The 20,425-nt window shown below is 72.2% G+C and carries 15 protein-coding genes and 2 pseudogenes; 9 read left to right on the top strand and 8 right to left on the bottom strand.

All coding sequences use genetic code 11. The features are described from left to right. Positions 1-85: 85 nt before the first annotated feature. On the bottom strand, positions 86-1,318 hold the full coding sequence (locus tag ACYQPG_RS18620; protein ID WP_419828427.1) for an oxalate decarboxylase family bicupin: 1,233 nt from the start codon (positions 1,316-1,318) through the stop codon (positions 86-88). A 274-nt stretch (positions 1,319-1,592) separates the two neighbouring features. Between ACYQPG_RS18620 and ACYQPG_RS18615 the strand changes: the two genes are divergently transcribed. Beyond that, positions 1,593-2,879 (top strand): efflux RND transporter periplasmic adaptor subunit, encoded by a 1,287-nt coding sequence (locus ACYQPG_RS18615; protein WP_147941926.1) that lies wholly within the window; start codon positions 1,593-1,595, stop codon positions 2,877-2,879. A gap of 70 nt (positions 2,880-2,949) precedes the next feature. Then, positions 2,950-3,453, top strand: a pseudogene (locus ACYQPG_RS18610) (membrane-bound PQQ-dependent dehydrogenase, glucose/quinate/shikimate family); the annotation flags it as partial. A 90-nt stretch (positions 3,454-3,543) separates the two neighbouring features. Here the strand turns inward: ACYQPG_RS18610 and ACYQPG_RS18605 are convergent. From ACYQPG_RS18605 to ACYQPG_RS18575, 7 genes and pseudogenes are all read right to left on the bottom strand, one after another. Further along, on the bottom strand, positions 3,544-4,491 hold the full coding sequence (locus ACYQPG_RS18605) for a dihydrodipicolinate synthase family protein (RefSeq protein ID WP_419828428.1): 948 nt from the start codon (positions 4,489-4,491) through the stop codon (positions 3,544-3,546). A 108-nt stretch (positions 4,492-4,599) separates the two neighbouring features. After that, positions 4,600-4,905: pseudogene (locus tag ACYQPG_RS18600) on the bottom strand (sugar ABC transporter permease YjfF); the annotation flags it as partial. A gap of 207 nt (positions 4,906-5,112) precedes the next feature. After that, a complete protein-coding gene (locus ACYQPG_RS18595) occupies positions 5,113-7,371 on the bottom strand; it encodes a xanthine dehydrogenase family protein molybdopterin-binding subunit (RefSeq protein WP_147941335.1) in 2,259 nt (752 codons plus the stop codon). Between the two features lie 11 nt (positions 7,372-7,382). Next, complete coding sequence (locus ACYQPG_RS18590; protein WP_147941336.1) at positions 7,383-8,423, bottom strand: FAD binding domain-containing protein; 1,041 nt, start codon at positions 8,421-8,423, stop codon at positions 7,383-7,385. Further along, entirely contained in the window at positions 8,420-8,920 is a 501-nt protein-coding gene (locus ACYQPG_RS18585) for a (2Fe-2S)-binding protein (RefSeq protein ID WP_461231453.1), read from the bottom strand. The genes ACYQPG_RS18590 and ACYQPG_RS18585 overlap by 4 nt, the downstream gene beginning before the upstream one ends. A gap of 120 nt (positions 8,921-9,040) precedes the next feature. Further along, positions 9,041-9,262: a hypervirulence associated TUDOR domain-containing protein gene (locus ACYQPG_RS18580; protein ID WP_147941338.1), complete on the bottom strand. Its 222-nt coding sequence runs from the start codon at positions 9,260-9,262 to the stop codon at positions 9,041-9,043. A 109-nt stretch (positions 9,263-9,371) separates the two neighbouring features. Beyond that, positions 9,372-9,635 carry a hypothetical protein gene (locus ACYQPG_RS18575; RefSeq protein ID WP_147909119.1) on the bottom strand — a complete coding sequence of 88 codons (264 nt, stop codon included), beginning with the start codon at positions 9,633-9,635 and terminating at the stop codon, positions 9,372-9,374. A 187-nt stretch (positions 9,636-9,822) separates the two neighbouring features. On the opposite strand from ACYQPG_RS18575, the gene ACYQPG_RS18570 reads away from it, so the two are divergent. From ACYQPG_RS18570 to ACYQPG_RS18540, 7 genes are all read left to right on the top strand, one after another. After that, on the top strand, positions 9,823-11,088 hold the full coding sequence (locus tag ACYQPG_RS18570) for a sensor histidine kinase (RefSeq protein WP_187278607.1): 1,266 nt from the start codon (positions 9,823-9,825) through the stop codon (positions 11,086-11,088). Positions 11,089-11,203: 115 nt separating this feature from the next. Next, positions 11,204-12,334 (top strand): efflux RND transporter periplasmic adaptor subunit, encoded by a 1,131-nt coding sequence (locus tag ACYQPG_RS18565; RefSeq protein WP_147909120.1) that lies wholly within the window; start codon positions 11,204-11,206, stop codon positions 12,332-12,334. Next, the gene (locus ACYQPG_RS18560) at positions 12,327-15,482 is read left to right on the top strand and encodes an efflux RND transporter permease subunit (RefSeq protein ID WP_187278608.1); all 3,156 of its coding nucleotides are present in this window, start codon (positions 12,327-12,329) and stop codon (positions 15,480-15,482) included. The genes ACYQPG_RS18565 and ACYQPG_RS18560 overlap by 8 nt, the downstream gene beginning before the upstream one ends. 104 nt (positions 15,483-15,586) lie before the next feature. Further along, positions 15,587-16,627, top strand: coding sequence for a patatin-like phospholipase family protein (locus ACYQPG_RS18555; RefSeq protein ID WP_147909121.1), 1,041 nt, complete (start codon positions 15,587-15,589; stop codon positions 16,625-16,627). Positions 16,628-16,809: 182 nt separating this feature from the next. Then, a complete protein-coding gene (locus ACYQPG_RS18550; RefSeq protein ID WP_419828430.1) occupies positions 16,810-17,940 on the top strand; it encodes a hypothetical protein in 1,131 nt (376 codons plus the stop codon). 417 nt (positions 17,941-18,357) lie between these two features. Then, on the top strand, positions 18,358-19,350 hold the full coding sequence (locus ACYQPG_RS18545; protein ID WP_461231452.1) for an antibiotic biosynthesis monooxygenase: 993 nt from the start codon (positions 18,358-18,360) through the stop codon (positions 19,348-19,350). A 553-nt stretch (positions 19,351-19,903) separates the two neighbouring features. Continuing rightward, positions 19,904-20,386 (top strand): nucleoside deaminase, encoded by a 483-nt coding sequence (locus tag ACYQPG_RS18540; RefSeq protein WP_147910913.1) that lies wholly within the window; start codon positions 19,904-19,906, stop codon positions 20,384-20,386. Positions 20,387-20,425 lie beyond the last annotated feature (39 nt).

Below are 20,425 nucleotides of genomic sequence, written 5' to 3'. Positions count from 1 at the left end.
GGCTCGATCAAGTTCCAAGCGTTATGGTGACGCGCTCGCGGACGCCGAACCGGCCTCCACTTCGTCAGCGAGCGCTCCGGCAACGTCAACCCGGCACGACCGGCGTCTTGGTCTGCGGCAGGGCGTCGAGCTGCTTGGGATCCAGCCCGGTATGGGCCTGCACCAGGGGATGCGGGGTCAGCGCGAGCCACTGGTTCAGCGAGATGTCGGCGTAGCGCGGGCTCTTGAACATCTCCAGGAAGGTCAGCGTCGTGTCGCCGGTATTCTCGATGTAATGGCCCATGGCGAAGGGCACGTAGCCGACGTCGCCGGCCTGGTAGTCGAAGGTGCGGGCCTTCGATTCCGAGCCGAACACCGTCATCCGGCCCTTGCCCGAGAGGTAGTATTGCCACTCGTCGCTGTTGGGGTGCCAGTGCAGCTCGCGCAGGCCCCCGGGCTCGACCTCGACCAGCGCCGCCGCGATCGTCACCGAGGCCGGGAACACCGTGGAATCGGTGATGCGCACGCGCCCGCTCTTGGTGCGGATCGGCTCCTGCGCCAGCATCCGGTGGCTGAACTTCTTTGGGATCTGGCCGGCCCCCCCCATCAGGTCGGCCGCGAGCGGGCCGGGGGTCGGCCCGGGGAAGATGTAGAGCTCCTTGTCGGGGATTTTGGCCAGTGCGCTCTCGGGCACCCCGAGATTCTTGGCCAGGATGTCCTTGGGGGTGTGGGCCAGCCAGTCGGTCAGCAGGAAGGTCGAATCCTCCGAGAAGCCGCCGTCGTCGAACACCAGCAGGAACTCGCAGCCGTCGACCCCGTCGGCCGCGAGCCCCTGGATCGAGTGCGGGATGCCGCCCGGGAAGTACCAGAGGTCGCCCTCGCCGACATCGTCCGCGAAGGTGCGCCCGTCCTGGTCGATCGCGGTGATCCGGGCCTTGCCCTTGATCATGTAGGACCACTCGGCTTCCTTGTGCCAGTGCATCTCGCGGACCACGCCGGCCTTGAGCCGCATGTTGACCCCGGCCATGGCCTTGGAGACCGGCAGTTCGCGCACAGTGGTCTGGCGCGCCCAGCCGCCTTCCTCCAGCCGCATGTGGCTGTCGGTGAACGACCATTTCAGGTTCGGCATCGTGCCGTGGTCGGTGGCCGGCGGCGCCTGGGTGAACGGCTCCTCGGCGGCGCGGGGCCCGTTGGACGGGCCCAGGATGTCGGCGCCCTTGGTGCCCCGCTGCGGCGGAGGGGCGGCGAGGGGCGCGGCGGCGGGCTGCGCCAGGGCGGGGGACGCCATCATTGCACCGCCCGCGGCGGCAATCATGGAGCGCCGGGAGATCTCGGTCATCGCGTGTCGGCCTGTTGGAGCGCGCCGCCGAAGAGGGGGACCGGTCCGGCGGCGGCGCGTCTGGGAGCAGGGGTCGGAATCCAGCCCCGTCGCGAGGGTAACCGGCCGCGGCATCGGAGGATCCAGCACAGGATCGTGCGCTGCGGCATCTCGCCCGGACCCCGGGCCTGGTCTATGACTTGAATACACTCTTGAACGTGTCCCGGTTGGCGGACGCCGGCCGCAGGCCGGATCGCCCCTGCCAGGCGGACGTTCGGCGCGACCCGAGGACCAGATGGCGGACCGGGACAGTTCAGCCGCGCGCGCATCAGCTGCGCCGGATGCGGCCGGCGGCCCCGCGCGGCGCGGCCGCCTGTGGGTCGGCCTGCTGGCGCTGGCGGCCGTCGGGCTCCTGGGCTACCGCCACTGGCCGGACCCGTCCCGGGCATCGAGCCCGCCGCAGGCGGCCAAGAAGCTCCAGACCGTGCGGGTGGCCATGGCCCGGCAGGCCTCCGACACGCTCAGCCTGACCCAGACCGGCACCACCCAGGCCTTCGACACGGCGAGCCTCTATCCGCGGGCGACCGGCTACATCGTCGAGCGCAAGGTCGATATCGGCTCGCACGTGAAGAAGGGCGACCTGCTGTTCCGGATCAGCGCGCCCGACCTCGACCAGCAGCTCGTCCAGGCGCAATCGCAGGTGCTGCAATTGCAGGCGGCGCTGATCCAGGCGCGCGCCATGGTCGACCAGGCCGAGGCCAACCGCCACCTCGCGGACGTGACCAACCGGCGGACCTCGACGCTGGCCGGCAGCGGCACCGAGACCCGGCAGAACGCCGACACTGCGCAGGCCGGGGTGCTGGCGCAGGGCGCCAACGTCGACGCGGTCAAGGCGGCCGTGAAGGTCGCGGAGGCCAACATCGCCGCCCAGGAGGCCCAGGTCGCCCGGCTCAAGGTCCTGACCGGCTTCGAGCAGATCCGCGCGCCCTTCGACGGGGTCGTGACCACCCGCAACACCGATGTCGGCGACGCGGTCACGGCGGACACCAACACGGGCGCGCCGCTGCTGACGCTGGCCCGGGACGACGTGCTGCGCATGGCGGTGAACGTGCCGCTGTACGCGGCCGACGGAATCCGCGACGGCCTGGAGGCCAAGGCCGAGGTGGCGCAGCGCCCCGGACAGGTCTTCCCCGGCCGGGTCTCGCGCTCGTCCACGACCCTGCTCCACGCCTCGCGCACCCTGGTGACGCAGGTCGACATCCCCAACCCGGACCGGGTCCTGCAGGCCGGCCTCTACATCACCCTCACCCTGGCGATCCCCCGGGTGTCCCCGGCGGTGTCGGTCCCGAACGACGCCCTGATCTTCGATCAGGACGGCACCCGGGTGGCGGTGGTGGAGGCCGGCGCAGAGAGTGGTCATGTGGTGCGGATGCGCCCGGTGACGATCTTCCGTCAGACCGGGACGGTGCTGGAGCTGCGCACCGGCCTGACCGGCGGCGAGCGGGTCGTGGTCGGGCCGCCGGCGTCGCTGCGCGACGGCGACCCGGTCGCCCTGCGGCCGGAGGGCAAGACTGAGACGTGAAGACTGGGACGTGAGGGCTCGGACGTGAGGGCCGCCCCCGGCCCGTCGATCCGCACAGCCTGAAACCAACCAGCTGCATCGGCGCCCGGAGGCCGAGCCGAACAAGCGCCCGTTCTCCACCGACCCGGACTCGAAGCCCGGCAACGAGAAGCTCGGCGGCTCCTACGCAGTGTCGATCGCCCACATGCGCTCGGCGCTCGGCGTGCCCTGCAACGCGCCGCCCTGGGGCGTGCGGGTCGGGGTGAACCTCGCGGACGGCACCACCGCGTGGAGGCACCGCAGCGGTACCGCGGCTGGCCAGAAGATCGCCGGCATCACGTTCCCGATCCGGTTCGAGATGGGCATGCTGGCCCATGGCGGCACCCTGACCACGGCCGGCGGGGTCGCCATCGCGGGCGCCGCCCTGGACGACCTGATCCGCGGCTACGACATGCAGAAAGGAGAGACCCTCTGGTCCATGACGCTGCCGGCGGGCGGGCAGGCGACCCCGATGACCTACCGGGGCAACGGCCGGCAATACGTCGTGATCGCCGCCGGCGGCCACGGCTCCCTCGGCACCACGCCGGGCGACTAGGTCATCGCCTACCGGCTCGACTGAGCGCCCGAACGGGGTTTCCAAAGGGCTCCGCGCTCTGGCGGGTCGCCAGGGCGGAGCCCTGACCGATCACAGACCTTGGGACTCCATAAGCTTCGCCCGCGGATCCGTGCGGGCGAGGCGGGCCAGCAGGTACTCGACCTCGGCCTTGGCCTGCGGGGTGAGCGCCTGGGACGGCTTGCGCTGGGCGTCGGACGAGAAGATCCCCCGGCGCTGGAACACGTATTTGCGCACCGCGAGCCCGAGCGGGCCCTGCTGCTGCTCGTAGCGCAGGTAGGGCAGGTGGGCGTCGAACAGGTCGTGGGCGGCGTCGCGCTCCCCCGCCCGGCCGAGGCGGACCACGTCGACCAGCATCTCCGGGAAGGCGTAGCCCGTGTTGGCGCCGTCGGCGCCGCGCTCGGTCTCGAAATCCAGGAACAGGCCGCCATTGCCGACCAGGATCGCGATGTGGCGCATCGAGCCGTCCGCCTCGAAGCCCCGCAGGGTCGAGATCTTTTCCAGCCCCGGCCAGTCCTCGTGCTTGAGCATCACGCAGGAGGGGCTCTCGGACACGATCCGGCGGATCACGCCGGGCGTCATCTGCACCGAGAAGGTGAGGGGATAGTCTTGAAGCACGAAGGGGACGTCCGAGCCGATCGCCTCGACGGCGTTGCGGTAATAGCCGACCACTTGGTCGTCGGTGCGCAGGGTATTCGGCGGTGCGATCATCACGCCGGCCGCGCCCATCTCCATCACCTCGCGAGCGAGTGCCCGCATGGCCGCGAAGCCCGGCGCCGTCACGCCGACGATCACCGGAAGGCGGGTGCGCCCGAGGACCTGTCTCGCGACGGCGAGCCCTTCGCCATGGTCGAGCTTGCCGGCCTCGCCAAGCTGGCCCAGGATCGTCAGGCCGTCGACACCCGCACCGCCGAAGAAGTCGATCATCCGGTCGAGGGAGACCGCGTCGATCCGGCCATCCGGGTGGAACGGCGTCGGGGCGATCGGCACGACGCCGCGGAGATCGCTGGTGAGGGGCATGCCGGTTCTGTCCTCCGTCGCGCGGCTCGAGGGGCGGCCGTGCGGGGAAGATCATAGAGCATCGTCCCGAAAGGTGGTCCCCGGCTTTGCCAAAAAGATCCGGTCCTGTCAGGGACGGGCCTCCGCCGGCCGGCCTGCTGCCGTTCCGGGCGGGGGCGGGCGGGCCCGGCCGGGGCGCCCAGCCAGGGCCACCGAGCCCTGCCGCTGGGCGATGAAGACGATGAGCAGCAGGCCGATGGCGATCTTGGTCAACCAGCTCGACAGTGTGTCGTCGAAGGTGATGACGGTCTGAACCAGGCCGCCGATCATCACGCCCAGGAACGTGCCCGGGATGCCGCCCTCTCCGCGGGTGAGCAGCGTGCCGCCGATCACCACGGCGGCGATGGCGTCGAGAGCGACGCCCACCGCCGCGAGCGGGGTTTCCGAGGTGCGCATCACCGGGAACCCGATGCGTGAATTGGCAGGCCCCGGGAGAGGTGGCGCCTCCAACCTGTGCGGTCCCTCAGTCGGGGAGCGGCCCGTCAAACACCAAAAAACCCCGCCCGATCGGGCAGGGTTCTCATCGTTCGAGCCGGCGGAAGCGCGAGAGCCGGACGGAACACACCGTCCGGCCCGGACGGATCAGCCCAGGAGCTTGTCCAGGGTGATCGGCATCTCGCGCACCCGCACGCCGGTGGCGTGCCAGACCGCGTTGGCGATGGCGCCGACGGTGCCGGTGATGCCGATCTCGCCGACGCCCTTCACGCCGAGCGCGTTCACGATCGCATCGTCCTCGTGGACCAGGATCGCCTCCATGGCCGGGATGTCGGCGTTCACCGGCAGGTGGTACTCGGCTAGGTTGTCGTTGAGGAAGCGGCCGGTACGCGGGTCCATCTCGGCCCGCTCGTGCAGGGCGAAGGACAGGCCCCAGATCATCCCGCCGTAATACTGGCTTTGGACCAGCCGCGGGTTGATCACCCGGCCGGCCGCGAAGGCGCCGACCAGCCGGCTGACCCGGATCTGGCCGAGATCGGGATCGACCCGCACCTCGGCGAAGACCGCGCCGTGGGCGTGCATCGCGTAGGATTTCTGCGCGGCCGGGTCGGCCCCGGCCTTGCCCTGGCCCTCGATGCTGGCCCGCCCGGCCCGCTTCAGGATGTCGGCGAAGGATTCGCTCCGGCTCGGGTCGTCCTGCCGGGTCAGGCGCCCGCCCGCCGCGGTGACCCCGGCATTGCCGGCGCCGTAGAGCGGGGAGGCAGGGTCGTCGGTGGCGAGCTTGGCCAGCTGGGCGATCACGTCCTGGGATGCGGCGTGGATCGCGTTGCCGGCGGTGGCGGTGTGGCCGGAGCCGCCCGCAATGCCGGCATTCGGGAGGTCGGAAGACCCCATCCGGAAGGTGAGGGCCTCCATGCCGATCCCGAGCCCGTCGGCGGCGATCTGGGCGAGCGCGGTCCAGGCGCCCTGGCCCATGTCGATCGCCCCGAGTTCCACCGTGCCGGTGCCGTCGGCGCGGATCTCGGCCCGGGCCATGCCCTCGAAGATCAGGGCCGGGAAGGTGGCGGTGCCCATGCCGATGCCGACCAGGAAGCCGTCCTTGTCCCGGGTCTGGCGGGGCTGGAGCGGGCGTCCGGCCCAGCCGAACGCCTCGGCGCCGCGCTGGTAACACGCACGCAGGGCCTTGGACGAGAACGGCTTGCCGGTGATCGGCTCGACCTCGGCGTAGTTGGCGAGCCGGAACTCCAGCGGGTCCATGCCGAGTTCGTGGGCCATCTCGTCGAGCGCGCTCTCGAGGGCGACGCTGCCGGTGGCCTCGCCGGGGGCGCGCATGAACAGGGGCGTGCCGGTATCGAGCCGTACCGCCTCGTGCCGGATCGCGATGGCCGGGCTGGCGTAGAGGGTGCTGGTCGCCCGGCCGGCCGGCTCGAAGAAGTCGTCGAAGCTCGAGGAGGCGGTCAGGATGTGGTGGTCGAGCGCCGTGAGCTTGCCGGCCGCGTCGGTGCCGAGCCGGAGCGTCTGCCGGGTCGGGCCGCGATGGCCCATCGGGCCGTACATCTGGGAGCGGGTCGGCACGAGCTTGACCGGCCGCCCGACCATCCGGGCCGCCATGCAGGCCAGCACCTGCGGCCCCGAAGGCACGCCCTTCGAGCCGAAGCCGCCGCCGAGATAGGGACTCTCGATGTGGATGTCGTCGGGCTTGATCCCGAACAGCCCGGCGAGCCGTCCCTGCGAGATCGCCAGCCCCTGGGTCGGCATGTGCAGGGTCAGCCGATCGCCGTCCCACTGGGCCAGGGCCGCGTGCGGCTCCATGGCGTTGTGGTACTGGGCCGGGGTCTCGTAGGTGGCCGCGATGGTGCGCGAGGCGGATGCCAGGCCCGCCTCGACGTCGCCGTCGCTCTCAGACGGAGGCGCGCCGACGCCCACCGAATCCGGGGTGAACACGTCGCCGGAATCGAGGCCGATGCGCGGCGTCTCGGTCGCGTAGGTCGGCGCCAGCAACCGCGCGCCCTCGGTGGCGGCCTCGAGGGTCTCGGCGATCACCACGGCGATCGGCTGGTTGGCGTAGCGGACCCGGTCGTTCTGCAGCAGGTCGAGGCGGAAGATGAACGGTCCGGCCTTGGCGTCCGGGTCCTGGGCGAGGTGTGGGGCGTTCTCCGGGGTCATCACCGCGACGACGCCCGGATGGGCCTCGGCGGCCGCCCGGTTCAGGCCGGTGACCCGGCCCTTGGCGATCCGGGCGACGCAGAGCGCCGCGTGCAGCGTGCCGGGGGGCAGGTTGTCGGCGGAGAACCGGGCCTGGCCGGTCACCTTGAGGGGCCCGTCCCGCCGGGTCAGCGGCTGGCCGATGCTGGAGCCGTGGCGGGTGCCGGCGGCGGAGTTCTGGGGTGTTGCGGTCGCGGTCATGCGGTCTGTCCTCAGACGATGCCGAACGGGGAGGCGGGGAGCGCCGGGATCCGGGCAGGCGTCCCGGCGGCCGCGAGGGTCAGCGCCCGCACCGCGACGCGGCGGGCGAGTTCGATCTTGAAGGCGTTGGCCTCGCCGGTGGGCTTGGCGCCGTCGAGGGCCAGGGCGGCGGCCCTGGCGTAGGCCTCGGGGGAGGGCGCCTGGCCGGCGAGCGCCGCCTCGGCCGCCTCCACCCGCCAGGGCTTGAGCGCCAGCCCGCCGAAGGCGAGCCGGGCCTGGCCGATCTTTTCGCCGTCGAGCGTGAGGGCGGCGGCGGCCGAGACCACCGCGAACGCGTAGGAGGTGCGGTCGCGGACCTTGAGGTAGCGGGCGTGACCCTGGAACGCCGCCGCCTCGGGCGGCAGCCGCACGGCGGTGATCAGCTCGGCCGGGCGGAGCGCCGTCTCGTGCTCCGGATGGTCGCCGGGGAGAGTGTGGAACGCGGTCAGCGGCACCTCCCGGGCGCCGTCCGGCCCGGCGATCTCGACGACCGCATCGAGGGCAGCGAGCGGCACGCAGAAATCGGACGGGTTGGTGGCGATGCACTGCTCGCTCCAGCCCTGGACGGCGTGGATCCGGGTGGCGTGCCCCAGCGCGGCGCAGCCGGAGCCGGGCTCGCGCTTGTTGCAGTTGGAGACCGCGTCGGTGAAGAACGGGCAGCGGGTGCGCTGCATGAGGTTGCCGCCCACCGTGGCGGCGTTGCGCAGCTGTGCCGAGGCGCCGGCCAGTAGGGCCTCGGCCACCATCGGGTAGGTCTTCTCGACCATCGCGTCGTAGGCGAGGTCGCTGTTGCGCACGAGCGCCCCGATACGGGTGCCGCCGTCATTCAGACGCTCGATGCTGGAGAGGCCTGGCAGCCGGGTGATGTCGACGATCCGGGCGGGGGCGGTGACGCCGCCCTTCATCAGGTCGACCAGGTTGGTGCCGGCGGCGAGATAGGCGGTGTCGGGAACCTGCCCGGCCGCGACGGCCTCCGGCAGGCTCGCAGGGCGGATGTAGTCGAAGATCCTCACGCCGCGTCCTCCCGATGCTCGACCTGTCCGGTGAGGCGCGACGCCTCCTGCACCGCGTCGAGGATGCCGGCATAGGCGCCGCAGCGGCAGAGGTTGCCGCTCATGCCCTCGCGGATGCGCTCGGGATCGATGCCGGCCTGGCCCTCGCGGATCAGCCCGACCGCGCTCATGATCTGGCCCGGGGTGCAGAAGCCGCACTGGAACCCGTCATGCGCGATGAAGGCGGCCTGGACCGGGTGCAGCCGGTCGCCCTCGGCCAGACCCTCGATGGTCAGGATCTCGGCGCCGTCGAGGCTCGCGGCGAGGGTGAGGCAGGCATTGATCCGCCGCCCGTCCACCAGCACCGTGCAGGCGCCGCACTGGCCGCGGTCGCAGCCCTTCTTGGCGCCGGTCAGGCCGAGCCGCTCGCGCAGGAGGTCGAGGAGAGTGACGCGCGGATCGTCGAGGGCGATCTCGCGGGCTTGCCCGTTCAGGGTAAGCCGGAGGGGAATATTCATGCTGGGTCCCGGCTGGCAAAGGCTGGAACCGTTACAGATAGCCGGGACCCCGCCACCGGCGAGGCCCGGAGCGGGGATCATGTGCGCCATCTCACACCGCGGGGTGCTGCGCGGATCGGCTTACTTGACCTTAACCTCGGAGACGGACTTCAGAACCGTCTTGCCCTTGGTGGTCTCGATCTCCACGGCGGGCTCGTCCTTCGAGGCCTCGCGCTTGACCGTGTTGCCCTTGATCGTCTTCTCGACGTCCTTGGTGTGGACCTTGGTCACCTCGCCTTCGACGGTGCCCTTGCCCCATTTGTAGGTCACGTCGTCCCCGGCCTTCACGTCCGCCTTGCTCATCCGCGCGCTCCATCGTCTGGTGCGGGAGAAGGCCGCCGGGGGCGGGGGCGTTCCCGGGCTTCCACGGCCGGGATGCCGCAGCCGAGCGATCCGAGGCCGAGGCGCGGCCTCAGCGCCCGACTGCCCCGCGCAAAGCCGCGACCATCGCTTCCACGGTCGCCTGGGCGGTGTCGCCGAGGTCGATGTCGGTCTCGCCGACGGTGACGAGGCCGCGCTCCTCCAGCTCCCTCACGCCCGCCGGGTCGGCCTCGTGGCCGGCGCCGTCCTTGCGGATGACCGAGGTGACCCGCTCGCCGCTGACCAGGCGGTGATAGGCCGCGAAGGCGAAGATCGAGAGCGCCTTGTCGGAGAGTCCGTTCACATCGTCGGCCATCGTGCCATCCTTCGAGACGGGTGGGACTGATGGAACGCCGCCCGGCGCCGGCGGGGTCCGGGGGCGAGCAAGGGTGCGACGATCGGGTGCGACGATCGGGTGCGACGACGGCGCCACCGGCGGAGCGTGGCCGGACCGACAAGCCGGCTTAGCCCCGGGACACGCTTCCTGCTACTCTGCCGCCCTCATGACGACGACAGGCGACCAGACCGAAGTGGAACTCAGCCCCGACGCGCAGGCGGATCCTGCCGCGCCCGGCCTCACGCCCCCCGATCTCGGCTACCGCCTGCGCCAGCAGGTGATCCTGTCCGAGTTCGGGGTCGAGGCCCTGCGCGGCACCGATGTCGACCACCTGCTGCAGCGGGCCGCGGACCTGTGCGCCCAGGGGATGGGCGCGGAGTTCTGCAAGGCGCTGGAATACCGCCGCGGCGAGGACGCGCTCCTGGTGCGCGCCGGCGTCGGCTGGGGGCCGGACGTGATCGGGCAGGCCCGGGTCGGGGCCGACCTCGCCTCCCCGGCGGGCTTCGCCCTCAAGACCGGCCGGCCGGTGATCTCGAACCACCTCGCCGAGGAGACCCGGTTCCGCACGCCCCAGCTGATGGCCGACCACGGCATCCGCCGGGCGATCAACGTGCTGATCGAGAACCGGGACGGGGCCTTCGGGGTGCTGGAGGTAGACGACACCCGCGAGGGCATGTTCGAGGAATCCGACATCGCCTTCATGCAGGGCTTCGCCAACCTGCTCGGCGGCGCGATCGAGCGCCAGCGCACCGAGAGCCTGCTGCGCGCCGCGCTCGCCCGGCAGGACCTGCTCGCCCGCGAGATGAGCCACCGGGTCAAGAACAGCCTCGCCATCGTGGCGAGCCTGCTCGCCCTCCAGGCCCGCGCCGCCGAGGCCGAGCCCGCCGTGCACGCGGCCCTGTCGGACGCGCGCAGCCGCGTCGAGGCCATCGCGGGCGTCCACGACCAGCTCTGGCGGCAAGGAGACAGGACCGGCGACAAGATCGGGGACGGGGACGGGGAGGGCGTGCCCGGCGAGCTCGACCTCGCGCCTTTCCTGGAGAAGCTGGTGGCCAACCTCGACAGCGGCGCCCCGGGCCAGACCCTCACCTGCACGGCGGCGCAGCAGCGGATCTCGGCCGACCGGGCGATCCCGATCGGGCTCCTGGTCAACGAGCTCGTCACCAACGCGCTGAAATACGCCTACCCGCCCCAGACCCATCCGAAGGGCGGCGCGATCCGGGTCCGCACCGAGCGCGCGCTCGACGCCCTCGTGGTCGAGGTCGCCGACGACGGGGTCGGCCTGCCGGCGGATTTCGAGATCGGGCGCAGCTCGAAGAGCCTCGGCATGCGGGTGGTCGGCAGCCTGACCCGGCAGCTCGGCGGCACGCTCACGGTGCCGCAGACGGGGCAGGGCGCCTGCTTCCGGCTCGAAGTGCCCCTGACGGCCTGAACCGCCCGCCCCGGCGGCAGCCCTGAAGTTCAGGTAGATTCGGACGAAGAAACCGGGCAAAAGTGGCAATCACCGCCGGGGCACCCCCAGAGCGGCGTTTGCGGGAGGGGGCGGGATGCGACGGCGGCGCGTGCTGCCGGCAGGGCTGGCCCTGGCGGGAATCCTCGTCCTTGCCGGTGCCCTGGCCGGTATCCTTGCCGCCCTCGCCCTCGCCGGGCCGGACCTGCGCGCCCGGGGCCTGCGCGCGCTCGCTCCGCTGGCCGAACTCTCCAGGAGCATCCTGCCGGACGCGCCCGCCGCCGCGCCGGAGCCGAAGGCTGAGGCTGCGCGGGTCGCCGTGGAGGACGGGCGCACGATCGTGCGGCTCACCCCGGAGGAGCGCGCCCGGATCGGGCTGGAGACCGCCATCCTGCCGGCCAAACCCCACCGCCAGGAGCTCACCGCCTATGGCAGCGTCCTCGACCTCGCCCGGGTGACGGAGCTGACCAACGCGTATGCCGGCGCGATGGCCGCGCTCCAGACCGCCCGGGCCCGGGCCGAGGTCTCGGCCAGCGCCGCGCGGCGGGCCCGCAGCCTCGGCCCCGCCACCATGGCGGCCGCCCAGATCGAGACCGTCGAGGCCACCGTGCTGACCGACCGGGCCGCCGTCACGGCCGCCGAATCGCAGCTGCGCACCCTGGCGGCCACCGCCCAGCAGGAATGGGGGCCGGTGCTCGGCCGGGGCATCGTCGAGCGGGCGCCGCTGGTCACCCGCCTGATCGAGCGCGCCGACTTCCTGATGCAGGTGACCCTGCCGCCGGGCGAGGCCCTGAACCCGGCCCCGGACTCGGCCTTCGCGGAGGTGCCGCCGCAGAGCGTCCGGGTGCCCCTGCGCCTGGTCTCCCCGGCGACCCGCACCGATCCGCGGATCCAGGGCCAGAGCTTCTTCTACCTCGTCTCCGGGGAGGGCGGCCTCTTGCCGGGCATGAGCACGATGGCGTTCCTGCCCGCCGCCCGCTCGGCCACCGGGGTGCTGGTCCCGGAGGACGCGGTGGTGCACGGGGAGGGGGGAACCTGGGTCTACCGGGGCGTGCCACAGGGCGGATTCGTCCGCCACCCGGTCCGGGCCGACGCGCCGCTCTCGGCCGATTCCTTCGTGGTCGAGGACCTGCCGGACGGCAGCGAGATCGTGCTCAGGGGCGGCCAGGCGCTGCTCTCCGAGGAGATGAAGGGCCAGATCCGGGTCTCCGGCGACGACGATGATTGAGCGTCTCACGGGCGGCCCCCAGGCCGGGCTGGTCGGGTTCTCGGTGCGGCGCCCGCGCGTGGTGCTGGCCCTGGCCTGCGCGCTCCTGGCGTTCGGGCTCTACGCCCTGCGCAGCGCCCGCTACGACGTGTTCCCGGAATTCGCGCCGCCCACCGTGACGATCCAGACCGAGGCGCCCGGCCTCGATCCGGAGCAGGTCGAGGTCCTGGTCACCCAGGCGATCGAGGGGGCGGTGGGCGGCCTGCCCGGGCTGGAGACCCTGCGCTCCTCCTCGATCCAGGGCCTGTCGGTGATCAGCGCCGCGTTCCGGGCCGGCAGCGACGTCGACCGGGTGCGCCAGCGGGTCAACGAACGGCTGGCGGCCCTGGCCGGCCGGCTGCCCCAGGGCGTCATGGCGCCCGCCATGACGGCGCTGACCTCCTCCACCTCGACGGTGCTGCTGATCGGGCTGACCTCGGACAGCCGCAGCGCCATGGACCTGCGCACGCTCGCCGACTGGACGGTGCGGCTGCGCCTCCAGGCGGTGCCGGGCATCGCGCAGGTCTCGGTCTATGGCGGCGCCGTGCGTTCGCTCCAGGTGCAGGTCCGCCCCGACGACCTGATCCGCTACCGGGTCGGGCTCAACGACGTGCTGGCGGCCGCCCGAAAGGCCACGGGGGTGCGGGGCGCCGGCTTCGTGGACACGCCCAGCCAGCGGGTGGTCCTGCGCACCGAGGGGCAGTCGCTCACCCCGGAGGCGCTGGGGCGCACCGTGCTGGTCAACGAGGGCGGGGCGAGCGTGGTCCTGGCCGACGTCGCCACCGTCCTGGCGGCCCCCGAGCCGGCGATCGGCGCCGCCCTGGTCGACGGCAAGCCCGGCGTGCTGCTGATGGTCGGCGCCCAGGTCGGCGTCGACACCAGGACGGTCACCGGCCGCCTCGAGGCGGCCCTGGCGGAGCTGCGGCCGGCTCTGGCCCGGGCCGGAATCGGCCTGCATGCGGACCTGTTCCGGCCGGCGAACTTCGTCGACGTCGCCAACGGCAACGTCCTCCAGGCCCTGCTGCTGGGCGGCGCCCTGGTGGTCGTCGTCCTGCTGGTCTTCCTGGCGGACTGGCGCACGGCCCTGATCAGCGCGGCCGCGATCCCACTCTCGCTGATCGCCGCGGCGCTCGCCCTCCAGGCCTGGGGCGAGAGCCTCAACACCATGACGCTCGGCGGGCTGGCGCTCGCCATCGGCGAGGTGGTGGACGACGCGGTGATCGGCGTCGAGAACGTCGCCCGGCGCCTGCGCGAGAGCCGGGCGAAGGGCCGGGCAGAGGGCTGGGAAGCCGGCGCGGCCCGGGTGGTGTTCGACGCCATCCTGGAGGTGCGCGGCGCGGTCGCGTACGCGACCCTGGCGGTGCTGCTGATGTTCCTGCCGGTGCTGGCGCTCACCGGCGTCGCCGGCCGCCTGTTCGGCCCCCTGGCGCTCGCCTACATCGCCGCCGTGCTGGCCTCGCTGCTGGTGGCGCTGACGGTGACCCCCGCCCTCGCCCTGCTTCTGCTCGCCGGGCCCGGGGCGACCGCGGCCGCCGACCCGCCGGTGGTGCGCCTCTGCCGGGGGGCCTACCGGGGGCTGCTCGCCGGGATCGGGCGGGTGCCGCGCACCGCGATCGCCCTGAGCGCGCTCGCGGTGCTGGCCGGTTTGGCCCTGGTGCCCCGCCTCGGCGCCAGCTTCCTGCCCGACCTGAAGGAGGGCCACCTGATCCTGCACATGGCGGCGGCCCCCGGCACCGCCCTGCAGGAATCCCAGCGGCTGGGCGGCCTGATCACCGCGGGCCTCAAGGGCATCCCGGGGGTCCGGACCGTGGCGGCGCAGATCGGCCGGGCCGAGGCCGGGCAGGACACGGCCGGCACCCATTACAGCGAGATCCATATCGACCTCGAGCCCGGCCTCGACGGCGCGGCCCAGCGGGCCACGGAAGCCGGGATCCGCGCCCTCACGGCCGGCTTCCCGGGCGCGGCCTTCTCACTCAAGACCTTCCTGACCGAGCGGATCGAGGAGACGGTCTCGGGCCACACCGCGCCCGTGGTGGTCAACCTCGTCGGCGACGACCTGCCCCGGATCGAGGCCGCCGCCCGGGCGGTGGCGCGCGAACTCGCCGAGGTGCGGGGGGCCCGGGACGTGCAGCTCGCCGCCCCGGCCGGGCTGCCGCAGGTGACCGCCTCCTTGCGTCCCGCGGACTTGCGCCACTGGGGCCTCGACGCGATCGAGGTGCTGGAGGCGGTGCGCACCGCCTACCAGGGCGACACGGTCGGCCAGACCTATGTCGGCAACGCGGTGTTCAACGTGCTGGTGATCCTCGACGCCCGGTCCCGCGGCCGGCTCAGCGCGCTGGGCGACCTGCCCCTGCGCAATCCGGGCGGGCGCTACGTCCGGCTGTCCCAGGTCGCCGACATCTACGAGAGCACCGGCCGCTACCAGGTCCAGCACCAGGGCGCCCAGCGGGTCCAGACCGTGACGGCGGGCGTCGAGGGCCGGGACGTGGCCGGCTTCGTGGCGGCGGCGCGCGCCAAGATCGCCCGGTCGGTGCGCCTGCCGGAGGGCGTCTACGTCGCCTTCGCGGGGGCCGCGGAGGCGCAGGCGCAGGCCCGCACCGACCTCCTCGCCCATGCCGCGCTCGCCGGATTCGGGATCGTGCTGCTGCTCGCCGTGGTGACCGGGTCGGGGGCCAACCTGCTGCTGGTGCTGGTGACCCTGCCCTTCGCGGGTCTCGGTGGGGTGGCCGCGATCGTGCTCACCGGGGGCGTGCTGTCCCTGGGCTCGATCGTCGGCTTCGTCACCCTGTCGGGCATCAGCCTGCGCAACAGCGTGATGATGATCGCCCATTACGAGCAGCTGGTGCAGGCGGGCCGCCCCTGGGACCGGGCCACCGCCGTGGAGGGCGCCGCCGACCGGATGGTGCCGATCCTGATGACCTCCCTGGTCACCGGCCTCGGCCTGCTGCCGCTGGCGCTGGGGGCGGGCGAGCCCGGCCGGGAGATCGAGGGCCCGATGGCGCTGGTGATCCTGGGCGGCCTCGTCACCGCAACGCTGCTCACCCTGGCAATCCTGCCCGAGCTCGCCCTGCGCTTCGCCCGGTTCCGGGCTCCGGGGCCGGGGAGGGGGCTGGACGCGGAGGCCGCCTGAGGCGGGCCCGAGCCTGCGGCGTCGGACCGGTCCGCGGCGGTGCAGCAATCCGGGCGCCGACGCGTTCCCGCTCAGGCGCGGCAGGCGCAGGATCGGCAGGGACGATGGCACAGATGAAACCGCGCGTGGCCCTCGGGCTCCAGGGTGGCGGCTCCTACGGGGCCTACGGCTGGGGCGTGATCGACCGGCTGCTGGAGGAGCATATCGAGATCGTCGCGGTCAGCGGCGCCAGCGCGGGCGCGCTGAACGGCGCCGCCCTGGCGGCGGGCTTGGCCACCGGCGGCGACGAGGGCGGCCGGGAGGCCCTGGAGCGGCTGTGGCGGGCGACCGCCGAGCGCTCGCCCCTGCGCGGCTTCGAAGGGTTCGGCACCACGTTCGAGCCGTACGTGGCCCCCTTCCTGGACCCGTTCGTCGCCCGGTCCCTGGCGCTGTTCCGCGAGGCCTCGGCCTACGTCTCGCCGTTCCTGCCGACGTTACGCGACATGCACCTGTTCCAGGCGGTGGTGCGGGCCAGCATCGACCTCGAGACGGTGGCCCGGCAGGAGCGGGTGCCGCTCTACGTCTCGGCCACCGACATCCTGACCGGGGCGGCGCGTCTGTTCACCGGCCCCGAGGTCACCCTGAAGGCCCTGATGGCGTCCTCGTGCCTGCCGGAACTGTTCGCCCCGGTGGAGATCGACGGCCGGCGCTACTGGGACGGGGGCTACGCCGCCAACCCGGCCCTGGAGCCGCTGGTGTTCAACGGCCACGGCGCCACCGACCTGATCGTCCTGCAGCTGACGCCGTTCGTGACCGACGCGATCGGCCTGCTGCCCTCCGAGGTCGCCGGGCGGGTCAGCGACATCAGCTTCAACGCCTGCCTGATGCGCGACCTGAAGGCGCTGACCGAATTGCAGCGCTACGCCCGGGAGACGGACACCCAGGATGCCCGGATGCGGGCGGTGGCCGACATCAACATCCACCTGCTCCAGGCGCCCTGCGAGCTGGCCGGGGGCGAGATCAGCAAGCTCGACACCCGCTGGTCGACGATCGGCGCCCTGCGCGACCTCGGCCGCGCCACCGCCGAGCGCTGGCTGGCCGAGAGCGGCCACGCGATCGGCACCGATTCGAGCCTGCAGACCCTGGAGGCCGCGATCGCGCCCTGAGGCCGGGGAGGGGACCTCGCGGCCCCGGCGGGCGGGTCCCCCTCCTCCCGGGCCGGCCGTGCCGGTCGCGCCCCGCCCCCATGCGCGGGCGGGGCTGGACAAACCCGGGCGGAGGCCGCGATCTGTCCCGGCAGGGCGCGGCGGGATCAGAGCGGACGACAGTGACCGGGATCAGGAACGCGGTGGCCGCGAGGCTTTCGGAGCGGCTCCACGGGTTTCGCAGCCTGGGCGGCAATTGCGAGTTCGGCTTCGTGCAGCGCTACGGCGGGGTCGAGCCGTCGGGCCTGCTGCGCTTCGCCTACACGCCGATGGAGGACCTGATCCGCGGCCTGCGCTGCGGATTTGCGGATTTCGGCGCGCCGGGGGACCTGCGCATCGCCATCAGCGACGGCGGCACCTATTACTGCCACAGCGTGGCCTACAACATCTGGTCGAACACCGGCCATCCCGCCGGCTCGATCGACCCGGACGTGCTGGTGGAGCGCGAATACGGCCGGCTCGCCCACCTGAAGCGCAAGATGCTGGACGAGCTCGCCGACGGATCGAAGATCCTGGTCCGCAAGGTCGACCGCGACGCCCCGGATTCCGACTTCGAGCGCCTGGCCGAGGCGGTCTGGGCGCACGGCCCCTCGACGCTGCTGCGCGTCGTCGAGGCCGGGCCGGATCGGGTCGGGTCGGACTGGCGCCCGGAGCCGGCCCGGCGGGTCGCCGACCGGGTGATCGCCGGGCAGGTGCGCCGCTTCGCCCCCACCGCGCAAGCCTGGGAGATCGATCTCGAGCCCTGGCTCCACCTGATCGACAGCGCCTACGCGCTCGAGCACGGCGCGCCGCCGACCACGTTCGAGGCGGGCGCCTTCGGGGCGGCCCTGACCCTGCCGGGCGGCCTGCGCCGGCATGCCGGGCGGCACGCCGCGACGGCGCTCAGCGCCTACACGCGGGCGGTCGAACCGTCCGGCCTCGGCACCGACCGGGCCTACGTGTTCTCGACCTGGGTGTGGATCCCGGAGGCGTTCGCCGGCGAACGGGTCTTCGCGGTCGCCGGCCACGGGCGCCTGGGCTGGCGCGACGCCGACCTGTCGCGGCGGGACTGCTGGCAGCGGGTCTGGGCGGGCGGGCGGATGCGCCCGGGCGTCGCCCGCGAGCCCGTGGGGCTCGGCATGATCGGCACGCGGCGGGACCGGTTCTGGTCGTTCGGCGCGCGCTTCCACGAGGGACCGATCCCGGAGGCGGCGGCCGCACCCACGTTCCGGATGCCGCCGCCCCGGTTCCCGGGCCGGACGCTCCTCGGCTGGCTGCGGTCCCGACTGCCGTGACGCCGCGCGGTTTATCTTTTGACGATCCGTCTCAGTCGATCCGCTTCGCGGCCGGATCACCGCTCGACCGTGCCGGACGCCCAGACATTGGATCCGGCGAAGACAAGTCTTCGCTGATTGATGATTAAAATCTGCATTTGTTAATACAAAACAACAGTGTTTACATTCGCGACGGCCGATACTCTTCCGCGCAGATTGACTTTCCCCTCCCGCGCCCGCCTATCCTGAATCCATCACGTCGAGCCGCCGGCCGTGCCGTGGGGGGCCTATGCAGAGAGTTGCGCGCGCGCGTTCGACCGGGCGTTCCGGGCATTCCGGGAACGCCCGGTATCCGGCAGGCGGGCGCCTGTGGGTTCCACGGCGGTGCGGCACGGATGCGCCGGCCTGCCCGGCCCTGCCGCGGACGCGTGGCGCCTCGTGAGCGAGCCCAGAACGAGCCGCACCGCGAGCGTCGGCACGAACGTCGGTACCAGCGTCAGCATCGTGACGCAGACGACGGTCAAGCCGGAGAGCGCCGACGCCTTCGCGCAATGGCAGGGCGACACCAGCGCGGTGATCGCCCGGTTTCCCGGCTTCATCGAGCAGCGGCTGATGCCGCCGCGCCCGCCGCTTCAGGTCGACTGGGTGATCCTGCAGCGGTTCGCCAGCCTGGATCACGCCCGGGCCTGGCTGGTCTCGTCCGAGCGGCAATCCCGCATCTCCGGCGCCGCCGCGATGCTGGTGGGGCGCGACGACGTCCACATCGTCACCGACGACGCCAGCGCCGCCCGGACCGCCCCGGTCTCGGCCGTGATCAGCACGCGCGTGAAGCCCGGGATGGAGGCGCAATACCTCCGGTGGGAGCAGAAGGTCGCCGCCGCCCAGTCCAGGGCGACCGGCCTGCAGGGCTACCGCTTCGAGCCCGCGGTGCCGGGGGTGCAGGAGGATTACGTCGCGATCCTGCGCTTCGACAGCGACGCCAACCTGCAAGCCTGGCTCGGCTCCCCCGAGCGCCAAGCGCTGATCGAGGAAGCCGCGCCGCTGACGGCGGAATTCCACACCCGCATGGTGCATAGCGGCTTCGAGCAATGGTTCCGCGACGTCGCGCCGGAGGGCGCCCCCGCGCCCGCGGCGTGGAAGATGAACATGATCGTCCTGCTGACGCTCTATCCCACGGTCTTCCTGTGGGGCCTGCTGGTCGGCACGCCGCTGCTCACCCAGACCCTGGGCATCGACTTCCCGGTGGCGCTGTTCATCGGGAACGTCTTCAGCGTGCTCCTGACGTCGCGCCTGGTGCCGTGGACCGCCGAGCACCTCCGCTGGTGGCTGGCACCGGCCCCTGAGAAACGCCGGCGCGCGGACCGTCTCGGCGCCGGACTGCTGGTCGCCGCCTACGCGGTCATGATCCTGGTGTTCTGGAAGCTGTTGTGACGGCCCCTCCGGGGCGGCGACCGAGGCGGTTTTTCTTGACCGTGCGTCTCACGCGTCCGGGCGGACCCGACCTCCGCCGCCCGGCCCCGGCCTACAGAAGCAAGTCTTTCCCGTATCGGACAAGGTATCGCGCTGAAGAAGACTACGACGATTCGTAAATGCGCGACCGGTTTCCGCGTGACACACATTCCCGGCGCGGCGGCCGATCCGTGTTGACGCGGATCTGACATCCATGCTTCCTGTTTTCATCTGCCGATTATCGTCAGACCATTCGGCCCGATGGAGATTCGTGACGATCGAGACACGTCTTTCGCCACCGGGATTGATGGACGATGCGTGATGACGGTCCACGACATCGGATCCGCCGATGCGCGCCACGCCATCATCCGCCGCTGTATTCGGAATGTCGCCCTGGCATGGTAGCGACGGCACGGACCATTCAGCGGTTGTTTAGATTATATGATTGTGTGTTTGGTTTAGTCATTGACCGGTAAGGTGTGATTATTACACCGGACACTGATCGATACGTCCAGGAACCTTGAGGAGCGAGACAATGGCTGACAGGCACGAAGAGTTCATGGCCCGCGCGATCGCGCTCTCGGAGAAGACCTCGCTGGTCGACAGCGCCGGCGGCGTGTTCGGCTGCGTGATCGTGCAGGACGGCGAGATCATCGCGGAAGGCGCCAACCGCGTCGTCGCGGAGAACGATCCGACCTGGCACGCCGAGGTCGAGGCGATCCGCAAGGCCTGCACGACGCAGAAGAGCTTCAAGCTCCGCAACGCCACCCTCTACACGAGCGCCGAGCCCTGCCCGATGTGCCTGGCGGCCGCCTACTGGGCCGGCGTCAAGAACATCTACTACGCCGCCCAGGTCGAGGACGCGCTCACGTATGGCGGGTTCGACGACAGCATGATCTACGCCGAGTTCAAGAAGGACGTCGGCGACCGCGCGATCCCGGCCAAGCAGATCATGCGGGCCGAGGCCGTCGAGGTCTGGAAGAAGTACGCCGAGAAGGAAGACCGGGTGCCGTACTGAGCTTGCGACAGGGCTGGGGGGCGTGATCGTGCCCGACCG

It is taken from the genome of Methylobacterium sp. CM6246 (assembly GCF_054818005.1).
The sequence above is the reverse complement of the archived record's forward strand: the minus strand, read 5'-3'. Positions and strand labels throughout refer to the sequence as shown.

Excerpts from the sequence above, each read along its gene's own strand:
- ACYQPG_RS18620 (WP_419828427.1), bottom strand. The coding sequence starts at position 1,318 with ATGACCGAGATCTCCCGGCGCTCCATGATTGCCGCCGCGGGCGGTGCA.
- ACYQPG_RS18615 (WP_147941926.1), top strand. The coding sequence starts at position 1,593 with ATGGCGGACCGGGACAGTTCAGCCGCGCGCGCATCAGCTGCGCCGGAT.
- ACYQPG_RS18605 (WP_419828428.1), bottom strand. The coding sequence starts at position 4,491 with ATGCCCCTCACCAGCGATCTCCGCGGCGTCGTGCCGATCGCCCCGACG.
- ACYQPG_RS18595 (WP_147941335.1), bottom strand. The coding sequence starts at position 7,371 with ATGACCGCGACCGCAACACCCCAGAACTCCGCCGCCGGCACCCGCCAC.
- ACYQPG_RS18585 (WP_461231453.1), bottom strand. The coding sequence starts at position 8,920 with ATGAATATTCCCCTCCGGCTTACCCTGAACGGGCAAGCCCGCGAGATC.
- ACYQPG_RS18580 (WP_147941338.1), bottom strand. The coding sequence starts at position 9,262 with ATGAGCAAGGCGGACGTGAAGGCCGGGGACGACGTGACCTACAAATGG.
- ACYQPG_RS18575 (WP_147909119.1), bottom strand. The coding sequence starts at position 9,635 with ATGGCCGACGATGTGAACGGACTCTCCGACAAGGCGCTCTCGATCTTC.
- ACYQPG_RS18570 (WP_187278607.1), top strand. The coding sequence starts at position 9,823 with ATGACGACGACAGGCGACCAGACCGAAGTGGAACTCAGCCCCGACGCG.
- ACYQPG_RS18565 (WP_147909120.1), top strand. The coding sequence starts at position 11,204 with ATGCGACGGCGGCGCGTGCTGCCGGCAGGGCTGGCCCTGGCGGGAATC.
- ACYQPG_RS18560 (WP_187278608.1), top strand. The coding sequence starts at position 12,327 with ATGATTGAGCGTCTCACGGGCGGCCCCCAGGCCGGGCTGGTCGGGTTC.
- ACYQPG_RS18555 (WP_147909121.1), top strand. The coding sequence starts at position 15,587 with ATGGCACAGATGAAACCGCGCGTGGCCCTCGGGCTCCAGGGTGGCGGC.
- ACYQPG_RS18540 (WP_147910913.1), top strand. The coding sequence starts at position 19,904 with ATGGCTGACAGGCACGAAGAGTTCATGGCCCGCGCGATCGCGCTCTCG.